This is a genomic window from Tritonibacter mobilis F1926 (assembly GCF_000376545.2).
GTDB lineage: Bacteria > Pseudomonadota > Alphaproteobacteria > Rhodobacterales > Rhodobacteraceae > Epibacterium > Epibacterium mobile.
Window position 1 is genome coordinate 3083847 of record NZ_CP015230.1, and the last position, 19112, is coordinate 3102958.

The following is a 19112-nucleotide window of genomic DNA, read 5'->3' on the forward strand; positions in this document are numbered from 1 at the left end:
GCGGCGCTTTTGTTATTCGGAGCCTGCGTTCCACAGCGCCTCATCACCGAGTTTGGCCACAAATTCCTCATGCGCCGTTTTTTCCTCGGACGTCAGCCGGGAGGGCAGGGGGGTGGCACGCGGGCTAGGGCGCCAGTTGGTATCGGCGGCATTTTGTCCGCTGCCAGACTGTGTCGAGAGACCAAAATCCGGCTGCCGGCCCCCGATCAACTCAAGATAAACATCCGCAAGGATTTCAGAGTCGAGAAGCGCGCCGTGTAACGTCCGGTTTGAGTTGTCGATGCTGAAGCGACGACACAGCGCATCCAACGTCGCAGGTGAACCGGGAAACCGTTTTCGGGCCATCGCCAGTGTATCAATCGCCTGTTCCATCGGCAGTTGACGCAGGTTCATCCAACCCAGTTCCGCGTTCAAAAACTTCATATCGAAGCTGGCATTGTGGATGACCATCTTGGAATCGCGCACGAAATCCAAAAAAGCCTGCCCTACCTCGGCAAACAGCGGCTTGTCCTTCAGCGTGACCTGACCAGGCGCAGCAGGCTGCGGCGGTTCCAACAGGTCAGGACCGATCCCGTGCACACCAAACGCCTCATGCGGCATCGACCGCTCTGGGTTGATGTAGACATGAAAGGTCTCGCCCGTGGGCATGTGGTTGAGCAGTTCAACCGCGCCGATTTCGACGATGCGATCACCGGAGAAAGGATCAAAGCCGGTGGTTTCCGTATCGAGTACGATTTCACGCATGCGCCATTCTCCGTCTGATATCTTCAATCACTTGCGTAACTTGTGCGCGGGCGTGATCGAGTGTGTCGGTCTCGATCCTATAGTCACTCCGCGCGAGTTTGTCTGCGATTGGCATTTGCTTTGCAAGGATTTGCTCAAACTGGTCCGCGCTCATAGTACCCCGCGCAAGCACGCGCTCTCGCTGGATCTCGGGGGGGACATGGACGCAGGCGACGGCATCCATTTCAACTTCTGCCCCGGTTTCAAACAAGAGAGGAATATCAAAGATCAGGATGTTTTCACGGGCTTCAGCACGAAATCTCTTGCGATCCGCCTGTACCAGCGGATGGACGATTTCTTCTATCGTTTTTAGAACAGCGCCGTCGTTTGAAATCAGCTCTTTCAGGACGGTACGATCTACAGATCCAGACAAGGTGGCCTGCGGAAAGGCTGCGCCAATCGGCTCAACGGCGGCACCGCCTCGATCATACAGACGGTGAACAGCGGCGTCCGCATCCCAAACCGCACACCCCGCCTCTGCAAAGAGGGCAGCAGTGGTCGATTTTCCCATGCCAATTGAACCCGTAAGTCCGAGAGAAAAACGCATCACATCACAGCGGCACGCGCCGCATCATTGACCTTTGGTCTTTGACCGAACCAGCGCTCAAATCCGGGAACAGCCTGATGCAACAGCATCCCCAGGCCATCAACCACGGTGCAATTCGCGTCTTCGGCGGCTTGCAACAGCTCCGTTTTAAGCGGCGTATAAACAAGGTCAGTGACCACAATGCCAGAGTGCAGACCATCGAGCGGAACCCGCAGACGCCGTTGACCTACCATCCCAAGAGACGTTGTATTCACGACCAAGGTTGCATCCTCGATGACATTTCCAGCCTGTATCCAATCCACAACCGTGATCTTGGAGCCGAATGTCTCTGCCATCTCTTCCGCGCGAGACCGAGTGCGATTGCAAAGGCGAATTTCCGGAACACCAGCTTCAATCAGCGAGGCGACAACCGCGCGACTGGCACCACCCGCACCCAGCACGGTCGCCGGCCCGGATTTCGCATCCCAATCAGGGGCGCCCTCATGAAGGTTTGTGATAAAGCCGTAACCATCTGTATTGTCGGCCACAATCACACCATCCTCATGGAAAATCAGCGTGTTAGCCGCGCCCATCAGCTTGGCGCGATCCGTGACCTTATCTGCAATCTCCATGATGGCCTGTTTGTGGGGAATGGTCACATTCGCACCGACAAACCCCATCTTGGGCATCATCCGAACCACAGACTCTAGGTCCTCTGGTTCCACATGCATCGGCATATAATGTCCGTCAATCTCATGCGTCCGTAGCCAGTGCCGGTGCAACTGAGGAGATTTCGAATGTGCGATCGGGCAACCGATCACACCAGCGAGCGGGATCTTGTGCTCTGTCATTGTTCTATAATCCCCTGCAGTCCCAGATAGTTTATGAGTTCCAACATCGGCAATCCCAAGACATTAAAGTAGCTGCCGTCAATGGTTGTAAACAGTCGCACGCCCTCTTCTTCGAGTTTGTATGCGCCGACCGCGTGGCGAATGCTCTCCCAGTTGCGGTCCACGTAGCTCTCAAGATAGGCATCGCTGGCCATGCGCATCACCAGCCGCACCTGTCCAACATGGCGCCAAAGTGGCTCACCATCGCGGTAGATCACTGCGGCAGACAACAACATGTGACGTTTTCCACGCATCGCTTTCAGCTGCTGAAGCGCTTGGTCCATTGTTTCGGGCTTTGACAGCAGCGTGCCCTCAAAATCGAGCACCTGATCGCAGCCCAGAACCATCTCGCCGGGCTGCTTTCCCGACACTTTGCGCGCTTTGGCCTCTGCAAGCGTGTCAGCAATATCGCGTGGCGCGGCCCCTTCAGCCAGAAGGGCGGCCTTTATTGCGCCTTCATCGACGCGTGCGACCTCCACACGGAACGCAATCCCCGCCTGACGGAGCAGTTGAGCGCGGATCTCAGATCCAGAAGCAAGCAGGATGTGGGTACTCATGTGGAAAACCCTATGGGAAAACGTCTGATCATTCAGGGACGTTTTGTATGATTTTCCACCCTCAACGCAAGGGTGGGACAACTTCTGAAATCTCGGGTGATTCCTCCGCGATTCCTCCATCGGGTATTGGGATAACTTTGAACACGTGGATAAGTACGGCTCTCCCGGTTTGTCCCGCTCTTATCCCCAGAGTCTCTTATGTAAATATTTTGTTAATGCGCATGTTTTGAAGGGCGTTAAGGAGTTATTCACCCTTCAGGCAGGAATAAGGCAGGAAAACTGTCCACCTTGTGCAGAACCGGTGTGAAGACTCGATAATCCACGGATTCTGGGGTGCACTACAAAAACATCATCCTTATAAAACTTATTAATTATATTAGGGTGGCCCACCGACCCGACTGCACCAAGGAAGCCTTTCATGGATCTGACTGATCTGATGTTCACCCTATATCCTTACGTGAAATCGCTTCACATCATGGCAGTGATCAGTTGGATGGCGGGTCTTTTCTACCTTCCACGTCTGTTTGTGTATCACGTGGAGGAGGCTGAGAAGGTTCAGGATGTGATGCCAATCTTTCTCACCATGGAACACAAACTGCTAAGAGTGATCATGGGTCCAGCAAGCGTTGTGACTTGGGCGGCAGGGCTCTTTATGGTGTTTACGCCGGGGCTGGTGGATTGGTCCTACATCTGGCCCTGGACCAAGGGCGCATCAGTGCTTGCGATGACATGGTTCCATCATTGGCTGATGTTTCGCCACAAGGACTTCAAAGCGGGCAAGAATACCCTCACAGGGCGCCAGTATCGCCTGATGAACGAGGTTCCGACCCTTCTGATGGTGGTGATTGTGGTCTCAGTGATCTTCAAGTTCTGACGCGGGGTTTGACTCACCCCCGGAGACTCACTATCTAGCGATAAAGCGGCCCCGTCCGGGATTCCCGCATTTTCCGTATTTGATACCGTGACGCCCTCCACCCTGAGGGAATAAAGGCCGTGTGCATATGACCGAGCAATCCCTGAACCTTTCCGATCTTAAGGCGCAAAGCCCGAAAGCCCTCTTGGCAATGGCCGAAGAGCTGGAGATCGAAAACGCCTCCACCATGCGTAAGGGTGAGATGATGTTCCAAATCCTGCGTGAACGCGCAGATGAGGGCTGGAACATCGGTGGGGATGGGGTTCTGGAAGTGCTTCAGGACGGTTTTGGCTTCCTGCGCTCGCCAGAGGCCAACTATCTGCCCGGTCCGGACGATATCTACGTCTCTCCTGACATGATCCGCCAGTTCTCTCTGCGCACCGGCGACACGGTTGAGGGACAGATCAAGGCACCACTGGAGAACGAGCGTTACTTCGCGCTGACCACAGTGACCAAGATCAACTTTGAGGAGCCCGAAAAGGCCCGTCACAAGATCGCATTCGACAACCTGACGCCGCTTTACCCGGACGAACGCCTGAACATGGAGATCGAGGATCCCACCGTGAAGGATCGCTCCGCACGTGTGATCGATCTGGTTTCGCCCATCGGTAAGGGTCAGCGTTCGCTCATCGTGGCGCCGCCGCGGACCGGTAAGACGGTTCTGCTGCAAAACATCGCCCACTCGATTGAGCAAAACCACCCGGAATGCTATCTGATCGTCCTTCTGATCGACGAACGTCCCGAAGAAGTCACCGACATGCAGCGATCCGTCAAAGGCGAGGTTGTATCCTCCACCTTCGACGAGCCCGCAGCGCGTCACGTGGCGGTGTCCGAGATGGTCATTGAAAAAGCAAAACGCCTGGTGGAGCACAAGCGCGACGTCGTAATTCTGCTCGACTCGATCACGCGTCTTGGTCGTGCGTTCAACACGGTTGTGCCGTCGTCTGGTAAGGTTCTGACCGGTGGTGTCGACGCAAACGCCCTGCAACGTCCCAAGCGCTTCTTTGGCGCTGCGCGGAACATCGAAGAGGGTGGCTCGCTCACCATTATCGCAACCGCACTGATCGACACCGGCAGCCGGATGGACGAGGTTATCTTTGAAGAATTCAAAGGTACGGGTAACTCTGAGATTGTTCTGGATCGCAAAATTGCTGACAAACGTGTGTTCCCGGCAATCGATATCCTCAAGTCGGGTACCCGGAAGGAAGACCTACTGGTCGATAAGGGCGATCTGGCAAAGACCTTTGTATTGCGCCGCATCTTGAACCCGATGGGGACGACCGACGCGATTGAGTTCCTTTTGTCTAAGCTTAAGCAAACAAAGACAAATTCTGAGTTTTTCGACTCGATGAACACGTAAACAGGGCAGGGCGGAGAAAGAGGCCATCCCATGGATACGATCTTTGCGCTGGCCACCGCCCAAGGAAAGGCCGGTGTTGCTGTAATTCGTGTTTCCGGCCCAAATGCCATTCAGGTCGGAGAAAACCTGACGCGCAGGACGCTTCCTGCGCGAGGCATGATATTTTCTAAACTGAAAGATAAAGAGGGTCAGATCCTTGATGAGGCTCTGGTTTTGTCTTTTACTGCTCCAGATAGCTTTACTGGGGAAAATATCGTTGAATTTCAGTTACATGGAAGCACCGCTGTCGTCTCGGCTGTCATGTCTACTCTTGAGGTTTCCAATCTAGCACGGCTTGCAGATCCCGGTGAATTCACGCGTCGTGCGTTGGATAACGGTAAGTTGGACCTCACTCAGGTTGAGGGTCTGGCAGATCTAATAGACGCAGAAACTGAAGCTCAAAGAAAACAAGCGCAGGTAATTCTATCGGGTGCTCTTGGCACCTTGGCGGAGCGTTGGCGGACGGATCTCATTCGAGCCGCATCCTTGATCGAAGTTACAATCGATTTCGCAGATGAAGAAGTTCCGGTTGATGTCACACCAGAAGTAGATGCGCTGCTTTCTGGTGTCTTGAGTGATATTCAAAAAGAAGTTCAGGGTGTCTCGATCGCTGAACGTATCCGTGAAGGTTTTGAGGTTGCTATCGTCGGATCTCCGAACGTTGGGAAATCAACCTTGCTGAACGCCTTGGCGGGTCGAAATGCGGCGATTACATCTGAGTATGCTGGAACAACACGGGATGTGATAGAGGTTCGCATGGATCTCGCAGGGCTGCCTGTGACACTGCTGGACACTGCCGGCCTACGTGATACCGACGATCATGTTGAAGGAATTGGAATCCAACTGGCACAGGAACGCGCAAATGCCGCCGATATTCGTGTGTTTTTGGCGGAAGAAAACGAGACGTTCGATGTGCCGTTCCGGGATGGTGACCTTTCCCTGCTACCCAAAGCGGATGAACGGGATGCAACCCGTGGCGCGATTTCCGGAAAGACCGGGCAGGGGATAGATGATTTGGTTTCGCACATCGCCTCCACATTGAAGAATCGTTCGACCCATGCTGGAATTGCAACAAGAGCAAGGCATCGGGATGCGATGAAGCGCGCCTTAGAGAGTTTGCAAAGAGCGATAGATATCCTGCAGCAGGGACCAGAGTTCTATGATCTTGCTGCCGAAGATATGAGGTCTGCTATACGCGCTCTTGAACTCTTGGTTGGCCGAATTGATGTAGAGAATCTCCTTGATGAGATATTCTCGAGTTTTTGCCTAGGAAAATAAGGAGTGTTTCACGTGAAACATTCGCACTATGACGTCGTAGTTGTTGGTGGCGGACATGCTGGAACCGAAGCTGCGCATGCTTCGGCTAGAATGGGTGTCCGGACTGCCCTAGTGACGCTGCTCCGTGATGGAATCGGCGTCATGTCCTGCAATCCTGCAATTGGTGGTCTCGGAAAGGGACACCTGGTACGCGAGATTGATGCGATGGATGGTGTGATGGGGCGGGTTGCGGATCTCGCTGGTATTCAATTTCGACTTTTGAATCGTCGAAAGGGCCCTGCTGTACAGGGACCGCGGGCGCAAGCAGATCGATCAATATATAGAACCGAAGTTCTTAAAACCACCGAAACGCAACCAAATCTGGACATTATAGAAGGCGAGGTGATCGACTTCCTAATGGAAGGTGAAAACGCCGTCCGAGGTGTCCGTCTTGCAGATGAGAGCGAAATTTCCGCGAGTGCCGTCGTCCTTACATCTGGCACCTTTCTGAACGGCGTCATCCATATAGGAAATCAGTCAAAGTCTGGTGGTCGCATGGGAGATCGACCGTCAATTAAGCTGGCGGAACGGCTGAAATCTTTTAACCTTCCCTTGGGACGTCTAAAAACCGGAACACCACCACGACTGGACGGGCGAAGCATTAACTGGGATGTCTTAGATAGTCAGCCAGGTGATGATGAACCGACTCTTTTCTCATTTATGAGCAAGTCCGTTTCAGCTCCTCAGATCGCTTGTGGGATCACGCATACGAATGAGCGAACTCATGAGATTATCCGCGATAATCTCGAACTTTCCGCTATGTATGGAGGTCATATCGAAGGTGTCGGGCCACGATATTGTCCCTCGATTGAAGACAAGATTGTTCGTTTTTCGGATAAGAGCTCGCACCAGATTTTCCTCGAGCCGGAGGGCGTTTCGGATCATACGGTCTACCCGAATGGTATATCGACGAGCTTACCTGAAGAAGTACAGACAGCTTATGTTCAATCCATTTATGGCTTGGAACAGGCGACTATTCTTCAACCGGGATACGCAATCGAATACGACTATGTGGATCCGCGAGCCCTGAGGTCGACGCTCGAACTCAGAGATATTAGCGGCCTGTATTTAGCTGGCCAGATCAATGGTACAACCGGATACGAGGAAGCAGGTGCACAAGGTTTGGTAGCGGGTCTGAACGCGGCATCTAAATGTCGTGGAAAAGGTGACATTATTTTCGGCCGCTCCACCAGTTATATTGGGGTGATGATTGACGATTTGATCACCAATGGTGTGACAGAACCGTATCGGATGTTCACTTCTCGAGCAGAGTTCCGGCTTTCACTCCGAGCCGATAATGCTGATCAAAGATTGACGCCACTCGCCAAGGAGCTGGGGTGTATTTCTGCTGAACGAACTACTGCGTTCGACAAAAAGATAGCAGGAATAGAAGGCATCAAATCTGCATTGGAAGCCGTTCTATTGACGCCCAAACAGTTGGTTCAAGCAGGTATCCAAGTCAATCAAGATGGCAACAAGAGAAGCGGGATTGATGTTCTCGCATTCCCGAACGTTGAATTTGAACATATTCTTCCTCTATTTCCGGAGTTGGAAGCAACGGAGACGGAAATCCGCGAACAGATTATGCGTGATTCTCTGTATGCGAACTATATTTCGAGGCAAGAAAAGGAAGTTGCCGCTTTGAAGAAGGATGAGGAGTATTCTATCCCGTCAAACTTCGATTATGGCATAGATGGTCTTTCTCGGGAGCTTCAGCAAAAGCTGAACAAATCTCGCCCAGAGAGCTTGGCGCAAGCAGCTCGCATTGACGGTATCACTCCCGCCGCGCTAGCCTTGATACTAGGAAGTTTGAAACGCTTGGCGAAACACGGGGTTAAAACTGCATGAATTTTGAACTATTCCGAGAGTACTCGGATGTTTCACGTGAAACATTTCAACGTCTTGAGGTATTCTCGGAAGTTCTCACAAAGTGGAATCCTAAGATCAATCTGGTTTCTCGAAAGAGCTTGGAAGATCTCTGGACCCGACACATCTTGGACAGCGTTCAGGTGTTTGAGATTGCCCCAAATGCTAAGACCTGGCTAGACATCGGTAGCGGGGGAGGTCTCCCCGGCGTCATCGTCGCTATTTTGGCTGCTGAAAAAAGTCCAGAGACCAACGTTACCCTCATGGAAAGCGATCAGCGGAAGTGTGCTTTCCTTAGAAACGCAGCCCGAGAATGCGGTGTTCAGGTGACGGTCAAGTCCCAACGGATTGAGGAAGCTGAGCCAGAGAGCGCTGGCATCATGTCTGCGCGTGCATTGGCTGATTTGGACATTTTGCTGGGATATTTTGAGCGACATTTGAAATCGGGTGGCACCGCACTGTTTCCTAAGGGCGCAAACTGGAAAAAAGAAGTGGATAACGCGCGCAATAGATGGCGGTTCGATTGCGAAGAGATTACAAGTCTTACTGAACCTGAGGCTGTCATTCTCAAAATCAAGGGAGTAGAGCGTGTCTGACATGTCCCGTTTGGGAGTCCCCCGTATTATCGCGATCGCCAACCAGAAGGGTGGGGTGGGGAAAACGACAACCGCGATCAACCTAGCAGCTGCCTTGGTAGAAGAAGGTATGCGTGTTCTACTTGTTGATTTGGACCCACAAGGAAATGCCTCTACGGGTCTTGGAATCGAAGCGGATGATCGAGATCACACGACCTACGATCTATTGGTCGAAGAGGCGGAGCTCTCTGAAGTTATTCGGCAAACTGATTTAGAAGATCTCTGCATTGTTCCCGCGACAGTCGATCTGAGTTCTGCAGATATCGAGCTTTTTTCCAACGAGAAGCGCAGCTTTTTGCTACATGATGCGCTGAGACAGCCAGCAATGGCGGAGTATGATTGGGACTATATCCTGATCGATTGCCCTCCGTCGTTGAACCTTTTGACTGTGAATGCAATGGTTGCGGCCCATTCAGTTCTTATTCCGTTGCAGAGCGAATTTTTTGCGTTGGAAGGCTTGTCGCAGCTGATGTTGACCATTCGTGAGGTTCGTCATGCTGCCAACCCCCAACTTCGGATCGAGGGTGTTGTGTTGACGATGTATGATCGACGCAACAACCTGTCTCAACAAGTGGAGCAGGATGCGCGAGATAACCTCGGGGATTTGGTGTTCCGCACCAAAATTCCGCGAAATGTCCGTGTAAGCGAAGCGCCATCCTATGCGATGCCTGTTCTAAATTATGATCCAGCTTCACTCGGTGCAAAAGCCTACCGTCAATTGGCGGGCGAGATTGTTGCCAATCATCAAGACATCGCGGCACAATAAGAAGAAAAGGGGCGAACAATGGCAGATAAGAAACCAAAACCACGCGGCTTGGGACGTGGTCTCTCGGCGTTGATGGCGGATGTGAATGCGGAACCAGTGAGCACCGAAGGTGGGCGTCCGCCGCGAAATGCCGAAATTCTTGTGCCTATTGAAAAGGTTCAAGCTAATCCTGACCAGCCGCGACGCCAGTTTTTGCAGGAAGATTTGGATGATCTAACTGCCTCGATCAAAGAGAAGGGGGTTCTTCAACCTCTGATCGTTCGCCCGCGGGATGGTGGGATATATGAGATCGTTGCGGGGGAACGTCGCTGGCGTGCTGCTCAAGCGGCTCAGCTTCATGAGGTTCCCGTTCTCATTCGCGACTATTCTGATGTTGAGATGCTCGAAGTTGCGATTATCGAGAACATTCAGCGTTCAGATCTGAATGCGCTGGAAGAAGCTCAAAGTTACAAGCAACTGATGGATAAGTTTGGCCATACGCAAGAGAAAATGGCCGAAGCGCTTGGTAAGAGCCGCAGCCACATAGCTAACCTTGTTCGACTGTTACATTTGCCCGAGGATGTTCAGGGGCTGGTTCTAGACCGTAAATTGTCTGCCGGACATGCGCGGGCTCTGATTACATCTGACAATGCCTCTGAACTGGCGAAGAAGATTGTGAAAGGCGGTCTGTCCGTACGCGCAACCGAATCCTTGGTGAAGAAAGATGCAGCAGGTGTTGCAGGATCTTCGGGACCTAAGAGAGCTAAGACTCAGGTTGAGAAGGACGCTGATACACGGGCGCTAGAAAGCGATTTGTCTGCTATGATCCGGATGAAAGTTTCGATTGATCATAAGGCGGGAGGCGAGGCTGGTACGATGACAATCTCCTACGAGACGCTCGACCAGCTTGATGAGTTGTGTAATCTGCTTAGCCGCTAGGGCGGGTCCAGATAAAGATCATTACGCAACCCAGTGTAATGGCCTGGATCATGAGCACGTAGATTGGCACCTGAAGAACAACTGACAGAATGAACACAGCGGCAACCGATGCGGTTGCCGCTTTTTTTGCACCTAAACGAATAGCACCGTGTTCATTCCAATCTGAGATCATTGGGCCAAAGGTCGCATGCGAGAGCAACCAATTGTGCAGACGTTCGGAGGATCTGGCAAAGAAGAACGCCGCAAGAAGAAGAAAGGGTACTGTAGGCAAGAGGGGAAGAGCGATACCGACCCCAGCCAGAAGGACACTAAAAAGACCAAGGCAGAGGTAAATAAATCTCATCAATCAATCCGTTAGCAGTTCACGGAGCACAGCATTCAGAACCGCACGTCCTTGAGACGTAGCCCTGAGACGCGCTCCGTCCACGACGATCATCCCCCAGTCGGTCAGTTCTTGGATTTTTTCCACTGACAATGGCTTACCGGCCAGCGCTTCATGACGCTCAAGGTCTAGGCCTTCAAAAAGTCGCATCCCCATCATCATGTGTTCGACTACTTGATCTTCTGGTTTTAAGATTTCAAAGGGCAAAAGGCCTTGACCATTTTTGACCGCATCCAACCACGCTCCGGGTGCGCGTGGGGCTTCTGTTGCATATCTTTGACCGTTCAGCGTGATCCTACCGTGGGCGCCCGGACCGACGCCCACATAATCGCCGTAGCGCCAGTAAATTTGATTGTGGCGGCTTTCTGCGCCGGGGCGGGCGTGATTGGAAATCTCATACCCGGGAAGACCGTAGGCGTCGCAGATGTCTTGTGTTGCAAGATACATATCGGCGGCGTTGTCATCTGTGGGGAGATCACGGAGTTTGCCGCGCGCGTAGCGATCCCCAAAGGCGGTGCCGTCCTCTATGGTCAGCTGATAGAGGGAGAGGTGATCGATCGCCATACTGAGGGCTTCGGAAAGCTCCGCCTTCCACGCGTCCAAGGTCTGGCCCTGACGTGCGTAGATCAGATCAAAGCTGACGCGATCAAAACAGCTGCGTGCCACGTCAAAGGCTGTACGCGCCTCTTCGACGGAATGAATGCGGCCCAGGCGACGCAGATCATCGTCGTTCAGCGCCTGTATCCCCATGGAGATACGATTTACGCCAGCATCACGATAACCGGCAAATCGTCCCGCCTCGACAGAACCTGGATTGGCCTCAAGCGAAATCTCGATGTCGTTGGCAAAGGTCCAATTCTCGCGTGCCGCTTCAATCACGGCGGCGACCGTATCCGGATGCATCAGAGAGGGCGTGCCACCGCCAAAGAAGATGGAATTCAGCAGGCGATCCGGGAGCAGCTCGCCCATGCGGCGCAGTTCGGATTGATAGGCGGTCACCCAGGCCGATTGATCGATCTGGGAAACCACATGGCTATTGAAGTCGCAATAGGGGCATTTGGCCTGACAGAACGGCCAATGCACGTAGAGACCAAAGCCCCCGTTGCGCCAATCATCCACCAAAACACCCCTGAACAAACTGTGCCAATGCGCGACCACGATGGCTGATGCGGTTCTTCTCCGCCTTATCCAACTGCGCGCAGGTTACGTCATAGCCTTCCGGCATGAACATCGGATCATAGCCAAAGCCGCCTTCGCCACGGATGGGCCAGACAAGGCGTCCGGGCATCACACCCTCAAAGACCTCATCGTGACCGTCGGGCCACGCCAGAACCAAAGTGCAGCGAAATTGCGCGGTACGGGGGGCATCGGGGCCTTTTGCGGTAATTTCATCATTGGCGCGGGTCATCGCCATCATGAAGTCCCGACCCTGACCGGTCTCGGCCCAATCTGCGGTGTAGACGCCGGGCGCACCATCGAGCGCGTCGATGGTGATGCCGCTGTCATCCGAGAGAGCCGGGAGGCCGGTGGCCTTCGCCGCGGCATGCGCCTTGATGCGGGCGTTGCCGACGAAAGTGTCTTCGGTCTCTTCGGGTTCGGGCAGGTTCATTTCGCCCGCACCGACTACCTTCACGCCAAAGGGCGCGAGGATCTCGGTGATCTCGCCCAGCTTTCCTGCGTTATGTGTGGCGACCAGCAATGTATCGCCTTCGAATTTGCGGGTCATGCGCAGGCGGCCTTCTGCATCTCTGCGAGTTCGGATGTGCCTTTAGTCGCAAGGTCCATCAGCTCATTCATTTGATCGCGAGAGAAAACAGAGCCCTCGGCGCTCATCTGAACCTCGATGAGTTTGCCCGAACCCGTCATGATAAAGTTGCCATCGACGCCGGCCTCGGAGTCTTCGGGATAGTCGAGATCAAGCACGGGCTGGCCTGCATAGATGCCGCAGGAAATGGCGGACACCGGATCAACCAGCGGGTCCATGGTGACGTCGCCCGCTTTCATCAGCTTATTGACAGCCAGACGCAGAGCAACCCAACCACCGGTGATCGACGCGCAGCGGGTGCCACCGTCGGCCTGAAGCACATCGCAGTCAACGGTGATCTGGCGTTCACCCAGAGCGACGCGGTCAACACCTGCACGCAGCGCACGACCGATCAGGCGCTGAATCTCGACGGTGCGGCCGCCTTGTTTACCGGACGCAGCCTCACGACGCATACGGGTATTGGTCGCGCGGGGCAGCATGCCGTATTCTGCGGTGACCCAACCCAAGCCAGAGCCTTTGATGAATGGGGGAACACGGTCCTCGATCGTTGCGGTACACAGAACATGGGTGTGGCCCATCTTGATCAGGCAGGAACCTTCTGCATGTTTGGTAAAGCCGGTTTCAATGGAAACGCTGCGCATTTCGTTCAGGGCACGTCCGGAGGGTCGCATGTGGATATCCTTTTGTTGTTGCCCCGTCGATACCGCCCGTGGGGTTGGCGATGCAAGGGTCATTGACCATATCGGAGGATGCGCTTTAGTGACAAATGAGAGGGACAGCGACTTCTGGCTGGAAACATCGGGTATGAGATGACGGACGCGAAATCCATTCTGCAGGATATGAACGATCGCTCACGCGAGGTGTTTCGCATTCTGGTCGAAAACTATCTGGATACTGGCGGTCCGGTAGGCAGCCGCACGCTGACCCGATCCCTGAGCGAAAAGGTCAGCGCCGCGACTGTTCGAAATGTCATGCAGGATTTGGAATATTTAGGTTTGCTGGACAGTCCGCATGTCAGTGCGGGCCGTATTCCGACGCAGATGGGGTTGCGGTTGTTTGTCGATGGCTTGTTGCAGATGGGCGATCCGAGCCGACAGGATAGAGAAATGATCGACCGCACGTTGGGGGATAACTCCAGCGATGTGGGCGGCATGCTGGACCGCGTGGGGGCTGCGCTTTCTGGTGTGACGCATGGGGCATCACTGGTGCTCACGCCCAAGCATGAGGCGGAACTGCGCCATATCGAATTTGTGTCTCTGGCACAGGATCGTGCGTTGGTGGTTTTGGTGTTCTCGGACGGGCATGTGGAAAACCGGCTGTTCACGCCGCCGCCGGGGCAGACACCAAGCTCGATGCGGGAGGCGGCCAATTTCCTCAATGCACTGATTGAGGGGCGGACATTGAGTGATGTGCGTAAGGATGTGCAGGTCGAGATCGAAAAGCGCCGTCAGGAGATCGACACGCTTGCAAGCGACATGATCGAGAGCGGGCTGGCAGCCTGGGAAGATGAGAACGGCGATCAGGCGCGTTTGATCGTGCGGGGACGGGCGAATCTCCTTTCGGAAGACGGTGCGCCGGACGAATTGGAGAAGATCCGCAGCCTGTTTGACGATCTGGAACGCAAACGTGACATCGCCGAATTCCTTGAACTGACCGAAGAAGGCGACGGTGTGCGCATTTTTATCGGCTCGGAGAACAAACTTTTCTCACTTTCGGGTTCCTCTTTGGTGGTGTCTCCATATATGAACGCTGATCGAAAGATCATCGGTGCGGTCGGGGTCATCGGCCCCACGCGCCTGAACTACGGACGAATTGTGCCGATCGTGGATTACACGGCACAACTGGTCGGGAAAATGGTATCCGACCGGAGCTAGAGGTGGATTATGGCAGAGCCCAAGAACGAAGACTTTTTGGACGATATCGAGGCAGCCGAAGCCGAGGAGCTGTCGGCTCAGACCGAGGAATTCGACGACGAAGCGCTGGAGCTGGACAGCTTGCGTGCGGAGCGTGATGAATACAAGGACCGCTTCATGCGCGCCTTGGCCGATGCGGAAAACGCGCGCAAGCGTGGCGACAAGGCACGGCGTGAGGCGGAGCAATATGGCGGCTCCAAACTGGCGCGGGACATGCTGCCGGTTTATGACAACATGAAGCGTGCGGTCGAGGCTGCGACCGAAGAGCAAAAGGCCGTATCTGGTGCGTTGATCGAAGGGGTCGAATTGACCATGCGGGCGCTGCTGGACGTGTTCCAGAAGCACGGCATTCAGGTGGTAACACCTGAGGTCGGAGACCGGTTTGACCCGCAGGTGCATGAGGCCATGTTCGAGGCACCCGTGCCCGGAACAAAGGCCGGTGACATCATTCAGGTGTCCGCCGAGGGCTTCATGCTGCATGACCGCTTGCTGCGGCCCGCTCAGGTTGGTGTGTCGTCGACGCCCGCATCCTAATAGAAATGGGCCCTTAAGGGCCCATGCCTCCGGCGGAGATATTTTTAAGAAGATGAAAGGGCGGCCGTTTGGGACCGCCCTTTTTCTTAGCTCTTGCTGGCGTCTTTGAGCCGATAGAGCGCTTCGAGTGCTTCACGTGGGGTGAGATCATCGGGAAAGATCTCTTCAAGGAGCTTTTCTGCCGGTGAGGGGCCTTTAGCGGGTTTGGGCTGCGGCGCTGGCGCGGCTGCGAACAGCGGCAGGTCATCGATTTGTACTTTGCCCGCGCCACCGCCTTCACGGCTGCTTTTCTCCAGCATATCAAGGACGCTGCGCGCACGTTCCACGACGGAAGCGGGCAGACCTGCGAGTTGTGCCACTTGCACACCGTAAGAGCGATCTGCGGCGCCTTTTTTGACCTCATGCAGGAAGATCACTTCGCCTTCCCATTCCTTGACTGAGACCGTGGCCTTGTCGACACCGGGTAGCTTGGCGGCGAGCTGGGTTAATTCGTGGTAATGGGTGGCAAAGAGCGCGCGGGAGCGGTTGACCTCATGCAGATGTTCAAGCGTCGCCCAGGCGATCGACAGGCCATCGTAAGTGGCCGTGCCACGTCCGATTTCATCGAGGATCACCAGCGCTCGGTCATCGGCTTGGTTCAGGATGGCGGCAGTTTCCACCATCTCCACCATGAAGGTCGAGCGCCCACGGGCGAGGTCATCGGAGGCCCCGACGCGGCTGAACAGCTGGCTGACCATGCCGATGTGTGCAGATTCAGCCGGAACATAGCTGCCCATCTGGGCCAGAACTGCGATCAGCGCATTCTGACGCAGGAAGGTTGATTTACCAGCCATGTTCGGGCCGGTAAGTAACCAGACTGCGGCGCCATCGTCTGTGCTGAGGTCGCAGTCATTTGCAACGAAGGTCTCGCCGCCTTGTTGGCGCAGCGCTTGCTCCACGACCGGATGGCGGCCACCGTCCACGTGAAACGCGCGCGAGGTATCGACCCGCGGGCGGGTCCAGTTCTCACCGCGGGCCAGATCGGCCAATGCGGTCACCAGATCAATCTCGGCAAAGCCACGCGCGGCCTGATTGAGGCGCGCGGCGCAGTCGAGGATTGCGCTACATAGCCTTTGATAGAGCCGCTTTTCGATCTCTAGGGCCAGGTTTCCGGCATTGAGGATCTTGGTTTCGATCTCGCTCAGCTCCACCGTCGTGAAGCGTACCTGATTTGCGGTGGTTTGACGGTGGATGTAGGTTTCCGACATCGGTGCCGACTGCATTTTGGCGGCGTGGGTCGCTGTGGTTTCGATGAAATAGCCAAGCACGTTGTTGTGCTTGATCTTCAGCGAGTTGATGCCTGTGTGTTCCGCGTATTTCTTCTGAAGACCTGCGATGACGGAGCGGCCCTCGTCGCGCAGGGTCCGGGCCTCGTCCAATTCGCTGTCATACCCTGTCGCGATAAAACCGCCATCACGGGCGAGCAGCGGTGGCTCTGCGATCAAGGCTGCGTCCAGCAAAGACAGAAGCTCGTCAAATCCGCCAAGTGAGTTTCTAGCCTCTGTCAGAAGAGGCGGTAAGTTCTGATCCTGAAGTTCGCGCTCGATCTCTTCGCCTTGGGTCAGTGCGTTGCGAATGGCGGCAAGGTCGCGGGGGCCGCCGCGGTCCAGCGCGAGCCGCGACAAGGCCCGGTCGATATCAGGCGTTTTGCGGAGAAGACCCCGCAGCGCATCGCTTCGCGTTGGGTCCTCAACGGCCGTATCCAGTGCGGCAAGGCGCGAAGAGATCACATCGAGATTGCGCGAAGGGCTGGAGAGCCGTTGTTCCAGAAGACGCGCGCCACCGGGGGTTACGGTACGATCCACAACTGAGAGGAGCGATCCGGCGCGTCCCCCAGAGAGTGAGCGGGTGAGTTCTAGATTGCGCCGCGTCGAGGCATCGATTTGAACGGTGCGATCCTCGGATTCCTGCAAGGGCGGTTGCAACAGGGGCAGTTTGCCCTTCTGTGTGATCTCCAGATAGTCCACGACAGCGCCCATCGCGGAAATTTCGGCGCGGCTGAAGGTGCCAAACCCATCGAGCGCGCCCACGTTGAACAGGCGACAGAGACGTTTTTCGGCGGCAGTGCTGTCAAAACTAGCCTTGCCCAGTGGGGTCAGCGGGATCTTGTATTCATCCGCCAGCGGTAGCGTGGCGTCATAGACTGCGCCGTCGGCGACGATCAGCTCTGATGGCGCGAGGCGCGCCAGCTCCGGGCTGAGCCGCACACGGGCGACTGGCATCACGTGGAACACACCGGTGGAAATATCGGCCCAGGCAAGCGCGGCCTGATCGCGCAGTTCCGAATAGGCCACGAGGAAATTGTGCCGACGGGCCTCCAACAAGGAGTCCTCGGTCAATGTGCCGGGGGTGACCAGACGCACCACATCGCGTTTCACAACGGACTTCGAGCCGCGCTTTTTGGCTTCGGCGGGGCTTTCTAGCTGCTCGCCCACAGCAACACGAAAACCCTTGCGGATCAGGGTTAGAAGATAGCCCTCTGCCGCATGCACAGGCACGCCGCACATGGGGATGTCTTCGCCTTCGTGTTTACCACGTTTGGTGAGGGCGATATCTAGCGCCTCGGCGGCGTTCACCGCGTCTTCAAAGAACATCTCGTAGAAATCGCCCATGCGATAAAACAACAGCGCATCCGGATATTGCGCCTTAATCTCGAGATATTGCGCCATCATCGGCGTGACAGACATGCGAGCCCCCATTCGTCAGGTCGCATGACATTTACATGGCTCGAGTCGCGAGGAAAACCCGGCAATCCAAAGGCCGAACCCCGCATCCGCGGAACTCGGCCAGAGGTGTTGTTTTTGGGGCGATCAGGAGTAGAGCGACCGCAAGGATCCCGGTGAGGCGTTGGCAATAGAGAGAGACAACCCGCTAAGCTGTTCCTGAGCGCTCAGGGCCTCGTATCGGGCGGCGGCGTCTTCCATGTCGGTATCGGTCAGCTCGCTGATCCCCATTTTGACGGCATCGCTGAGCTTGTTGAGAAAGACATCCTGCTCTGCCATCTGCTGCGCACCGGCACCGAGAGCCGCGGCACTGTCGGTGGCATAGCGCAAGAAGACCTCGATTTCGCCAAGGGCGGTACGGGCTGAGGCCGCATCAGTCACCGCGGTACGGTTGTTGATGTCAAAGCTCGTGCTGCTTTCGAAATCGACGCTGTCGACGGTGATGGTGGATTGCGTCGGCGCCGCGTCACCGGAGCGATCCTGAGACGCTGCGACCGTCAGCCCCGTGCCGCCATTGCCATCTGCGTTGGTTGCCAGAAGATTGACCCCGTTGAAGCCAGAGGACGAAATGATCGTATTGATCTGCTCTGTCTTCTGGGCGAGCTGTTCTTCGATCATGGAGTAGTCGCCGACACCGGAACTGGCCTGGACTGTCAGCTCTTTCATGTCGGTCAAAAGCGAGGTGATTTGTTCCGCGCCGGCGGAGGCAACGGAAACCGTAGCCTCGCCGACGTTCAACCCGCTGGAGGTGGCCTGAAAGCCAGCCAGATCAGACCCCATGATTTCGGATATGGCCCAGACCGCCGGAGCGTCCTTGGCCTTGTCGACTTCTTTGCCGGTGGAGATGTCGTCTTGGACATCCTCCTTTTCCACTTGCTTATTGGTAAGAACCCGTAGCGCAATCTCCGCGCCCGGGTTGGTGTTGATACTTGTCATTTGCGCACCCCTATATAACCCAATACCTGGTATGCATGCTTCGTTGGCCCATGCGGGCAAGGCCCGAACGGACGGGGGATGCCATTCTGACATATGCAGTCGACAGATGATTCGCTGCGCCACTTGGGCAGCAAGTGCAGTTAAGAAACACCAAGGAACTGTAGCAAAGACGGGTCTGAATTGGGGCCAAACTTTGACAAACCCTTTCGATTTTAAGTCACGATTTGAAAGAAATGCAAAATAGTGAATT

Annotated in this window: 19 protein-coding genes; 9 read left to right on the plus strand and 10 right to left on the minus strand. The window is 55.1% G+C overall.

All coding sequences use genetic code 11. The features are described from left to right. Positions 1-12 precede the first annotated feature (12 nt). From dnaQ to K529_RS14580, 4 genes are read right to left on the minus strand one after another with little or no spacing between them, the layout of a single operon-like run. Positions 13-744 carry a DNA polymerase III subunit epsilon gene (gene dnaQ / locus K529_RS14565; RefSeq protein ID WP_005616126.1) on the minus strand — a complete coding sequence of 244 codons (732 nt, stop codon included), beginning with the start codon at positions 742-744 and terminating at the stop codon, positions 13-15. Next, entirely contained in the window at positions 737-1330 is a 594-nt protein-coding gene (coaE, locus tag K529_RS14570) for a dephospho-CoA kinase (protein WP_040641851.1), read from the minus strand. The genes dnaQ and coaE overlap by 8 nt, the downstream gene beginning before the upstream one ends. Further along, on the minus strand, positions 1330-2160 hold the full coding sequence (locus K529_RS14575) for a shikimate dehydrogenase (protein WP_005616132.1): 831 nt from the start codon (positions 2158-2160) through the stop codon (positions 1330-1332). Before K529_RS14575 ends, coaE begins: the two co-directional genes overlap by 1 nt. After that, a complete protein-coding gene (locus K529_RS14580) occupies positions 2157-2756 on the minus strand; it encodes a Maf family protein (RefSeq protein WP_005616136.1) in 600 nt (199 codons plus the stop codon). Before K529_RS14580 ends, K529_RS14575 begins: the two co-directional genes overlap by 4 nt. 418 nt (positions 2757-3174) lie before the next feature. Here K529_RS14580 and K529_RS14585 point away from each other — a divergent pair, with 418 nt between their 5' ends. The 7 genes from K529_RS14585 (at position 3175) to K529_RS14615 (ending at position 10570) form a co-directional block, all read left to right on the plus strand. Then, complete coding sequence (locus tag K529_RS14585) at positions 3175-3630, plus strand: CopD family protein (RefSeq protein WP_005616139.1); 456 nt, start codon at positions 3175-3177, stop codon at positions 3628-3630. A gap of 127 nt (positions 3631-3757) precedes the next feature. Continuing rightward, entirely contained in the window at positions 3758-5029 is a 1272-nt protein-coding gene (gene rho, locus K529_RS14590) for a transcription termination factor Rho (RefSeq protein ID WP_005616140.1), read from the plus strand. Positions 5030-5059: 30 nt separating this feature from the next. Then, positions 5060-6346 (plus strand): tRNA uridine-5-carboxymethylaminomethyl(34) synthesis GTPase MnmE, encoded by a 1287-nt coding sequence (gene mnmE, locus K529_RS14595; RefSeq protein ID WP_005616142.1) that lies wholly within the window; start codon positions 5060-5062, stop codon positions 6344-6346. A gap of 12 nt (positions 6347-6358) precedes the next feature. Next, positions 6359-8233 carry a tRNA uridine-5-carboxymethylaminomethyl(34) synthesis enzyme MnmG gene (gene mnmG, locus K529_RS14600; protein WP_040641852.1) on the plus strand — a complete coding sequence of 625 codons (1875 nt, stop codon included), beginning with the start codon at positions 6359-6361 and terminating at the stop codon, positions 8231-8233. Beyond that, a complete protein-coding gene (rsmG, locus tag K529_RS14605) occupies positions 8230-8847 on the plus strand; it encodes a 16S rRNA (guanine(527)-N(7))-methyltransferase RsmG (RefSeq protein WP_005616146.1) in 618 nt (205 codons plus the stop codon). Before mnmG ends, rsmG begins: the two co-directional genes overlap by 4 nt. Next, the gene (locus K529_RS14610; RefSeq protein ID WP_005616147.1) at positions 8840-9652 is read left to right on the plus strand and encodes a ParA family protein; all 813 of its coding nucleotides are present in this window, start codon (positions 8840-8842) and stop codon (positions 9650-9652) included. Before rsmG ends, K529_RS14610 begins: the two co-directional genes overlap by 8 nt. A gap of 18 nt (positions 9653-9670) precedes the next feature. After that, positions 9671-10570: a ParB/RepB/Spo0J family partition protein gene (locus tag K529_RS14615; protein ID WP_005616148.1), complete on the plus strand. Its 900-nt coding sequence runs from the start codon at positions 9671-9673 to the stop codon at positions 10568-10570. Here the strand turns inward: K529_RS14615 and K529_RS14620 are convergent. Genes K529_RS14620 through rph form a run of 4 tightly spaced genes read right to left on the minus strand, consistent with a single transcriptional unit; the run spans position 10560 to position 13388 of the window. After that, positions 10560-10913 carry a YbaN family protein gene (locus tag K529_RS14620; RefSeq protein WP_005616149.1) on the minus strand — a complete coding sequence of 118 codons (354 nt, stop codon included), beginning with the start codon at positions 10911-10913 and terminating at the stop codon, positions 10560-10562. The genes K529_RS14615 and K529_RS14620 overlap by 11 nt on opposite strands. 3 nt (positions 10914-10916) lie before the next feature. Beyond that, complete coding sequence (hemW, locus tag K529_RS14625) at positions 10917-12071, minus strand: radical SAM family heme chaperone HemW (protein WP_005616150.1); 1155 nt, start codon at positions 12069-12071, stop codon at positions 10917-10919. Beyond that, positions 12064-12678, minus strand: a complete 615-nt coding sequence (gene rdgB / locus K529_RS14630; RefSeq protein ID WP_005616151.1) for an RdgB/HAM1 family non-canonical purine NTP pyrophosphatase — start codon at positions 12676-12678, stop codon at positions 12064-12066. The genes hemW and rdgB overlap by 8 nt, the downstream gene beginning before the upstream one ends. Next, on the minus strand, positions 12675-13388 hold the full coding sequence (rph, locus tag K529_RS14635; protein ID WP_005616152.1) for a ribonuclease PH: 714 nt from the start codon (positions 13386-13388) through the stop codon (positions 12675-12677). Before rph ends, rdgB begins: the two co-directional genes overlap by 4 nt. Before the next feature lie 138 nt (positions 13389-13526). Between rph and hrcA the strand changes: the two genes are divergently transcribed. After that, the gene (hrcA, locus tag K529_RS14640; protein WP_005616154.1) at positions 13527-14591 is read left to right on the plus strand and encodes a heat-inducible transcriptional repressor HrcA; all 1065 of its coding nucleotides are present in this window, start codon (positions 13527-13529) and stop codon (positions 14589-14591) included. Between the two features lie 9 nt (positions 14592-14600). Beyond that, positions 14601-15164, plus strand: a complete 564-nt coding sequence (locus tag K529_RS14645; protein WP_005616156.1) for a nucleotide exchange factor GrpE — start codon at positions 14601-14603, stop codon at positions 15162-15164. A gap of 86 nt (positions 15165-15250) precedes the next feature. Here the strand turns inward: K529_RS14645 and mutS are convergent, their stop codons facing one another. After that, the gene (gene mutS, locus K529_RS14650) at positions 15251-17890 is read right to left on the minus strand and encodes a DNA mismatch repair protein MutS (RefSeq protein WP_046002043.1); all 2640 of its coding nucleotides are present in this window, start codon (positions 17888-17890) and stop codon (positions 15251-15253) included. Between the two features lie 123 nt (positions 17891-18013). Then, positions 18014-18862 (minus strand): flagellin, encoded by an 849-nt coding sequence (locus K529_RS14655; RefSeq protein WP_005618733.1) that lies wholly within the window; start codon positions 18860-18862, stop codon positions 18014-18016. Positions 18863-19112 lie beyond the last annotated feature (250 nt).

Bases quoted from the DNA above. Each gene is read 5' to 3' on its own strand.
- dnaQ (WP_005616126.1), bottom strand. From the start codon at position 744: ATGCGTGAAATCGTACTCGATACGGAAACCACCGGCTTTGATCCTTTC.
- coaE (WP_040641851.1), bottom strand. From the start codon at position 1,330: ATGCGTTTTTCTCTCGGACTTACGGGTTCAATTGGCATGGGAAAATCG.
- K529_RS14575 (WP_005616132.1), bottom strand. From the start codon at position 2,160: ATGACAGAGCACAAGATCCCGCTCGCTGGTGTGATCGGTTGCCCGATC.
- K529_RS14580 (WP_005616136.1), bottom strand. From the start codon at position 2,756: ATGAGTACCCACATCCTGCTTGCTTCTGGATCTGAGATCCGCGCTCAA.
- K529_RS14585 (WP_005616139.1), top strand. From the start codon at position 3,175: ATGGATCTGACTGATCTGATGTTCACCCTATATCCTTACGTGAAATCG.
- rho (WP_005616140.1), top strand. From the start codon at position 3,758: ATGACCGAGCAATCCCTGAACCTTTCCGATCTTAAGGCGCAAAGCCCG.
- mnmE (WP_005616142.1), top strand. From the start codon at position 5,060: ATGGATACGATCTTTGCGCTGGCCACCGCCCAAGGAAAGGCCGGTGTT.
- rsmG (WP_005616146.1), top strand. From the start codon at position 8,230: ATGAATTTTGAACTATTCCGAGAGTACTCGGATGTTTCACGTGAAACA.
- K529_RS14615 (WP_005616148.1), top strand. From the start codon at position 9,671: ATGGCAGATAAGAAACCAAAACCACGCGGCTTGGGACGTGGTCTCTCG.
- K529_RS14620 (WP_005616149.1), bottom strand. From the start codon at position 10,913: ATGAGATTTATTTACCTCTGCCTTGGTCTTTTTAGTGTCCTTCTGGCT.
- rdgB (WP_005616151.1), bottom strand. From the start codon at position 12,678: ATGACCCGCAAATTCGAAGGCGATACATTGCTGGTCGCCACACATAAC.
- rph (WP_005616152.1), bottom strand. From the start codon at position 13,388: ATGCGACCCTCCGGACGTGCCCTGAACGAAATGCGCAGCGTTTCCATT.
- hrcA (WP_005616154.1), top strand. From the start codon at position 13,527: ATGACGGACGCGAAATCCATTCTGCAGGATATGAACGATCGCTCACGC.
- K529_RS14645 (WP_005616156.1), top strand. From the start codon at position 14,601: ATGGCAGAGCCCAAGAACGAAGACTTTTTGGACGATATCGAGGCAGCC.
- mutS (WP_046002043.1), bottom strand. From the start codon at position 17,890: ATGTCTGTCACGCCGATGATGGCGCAATATCTCGAGATTAAGGCGCAA.
- K529_RS14655 (WP_005618733.1), bottom strand. From the start codon at position 18,862: ATGACAAGTATCAACACCAACCCGGGCGCGGAGATTGCGCTACGGGTT.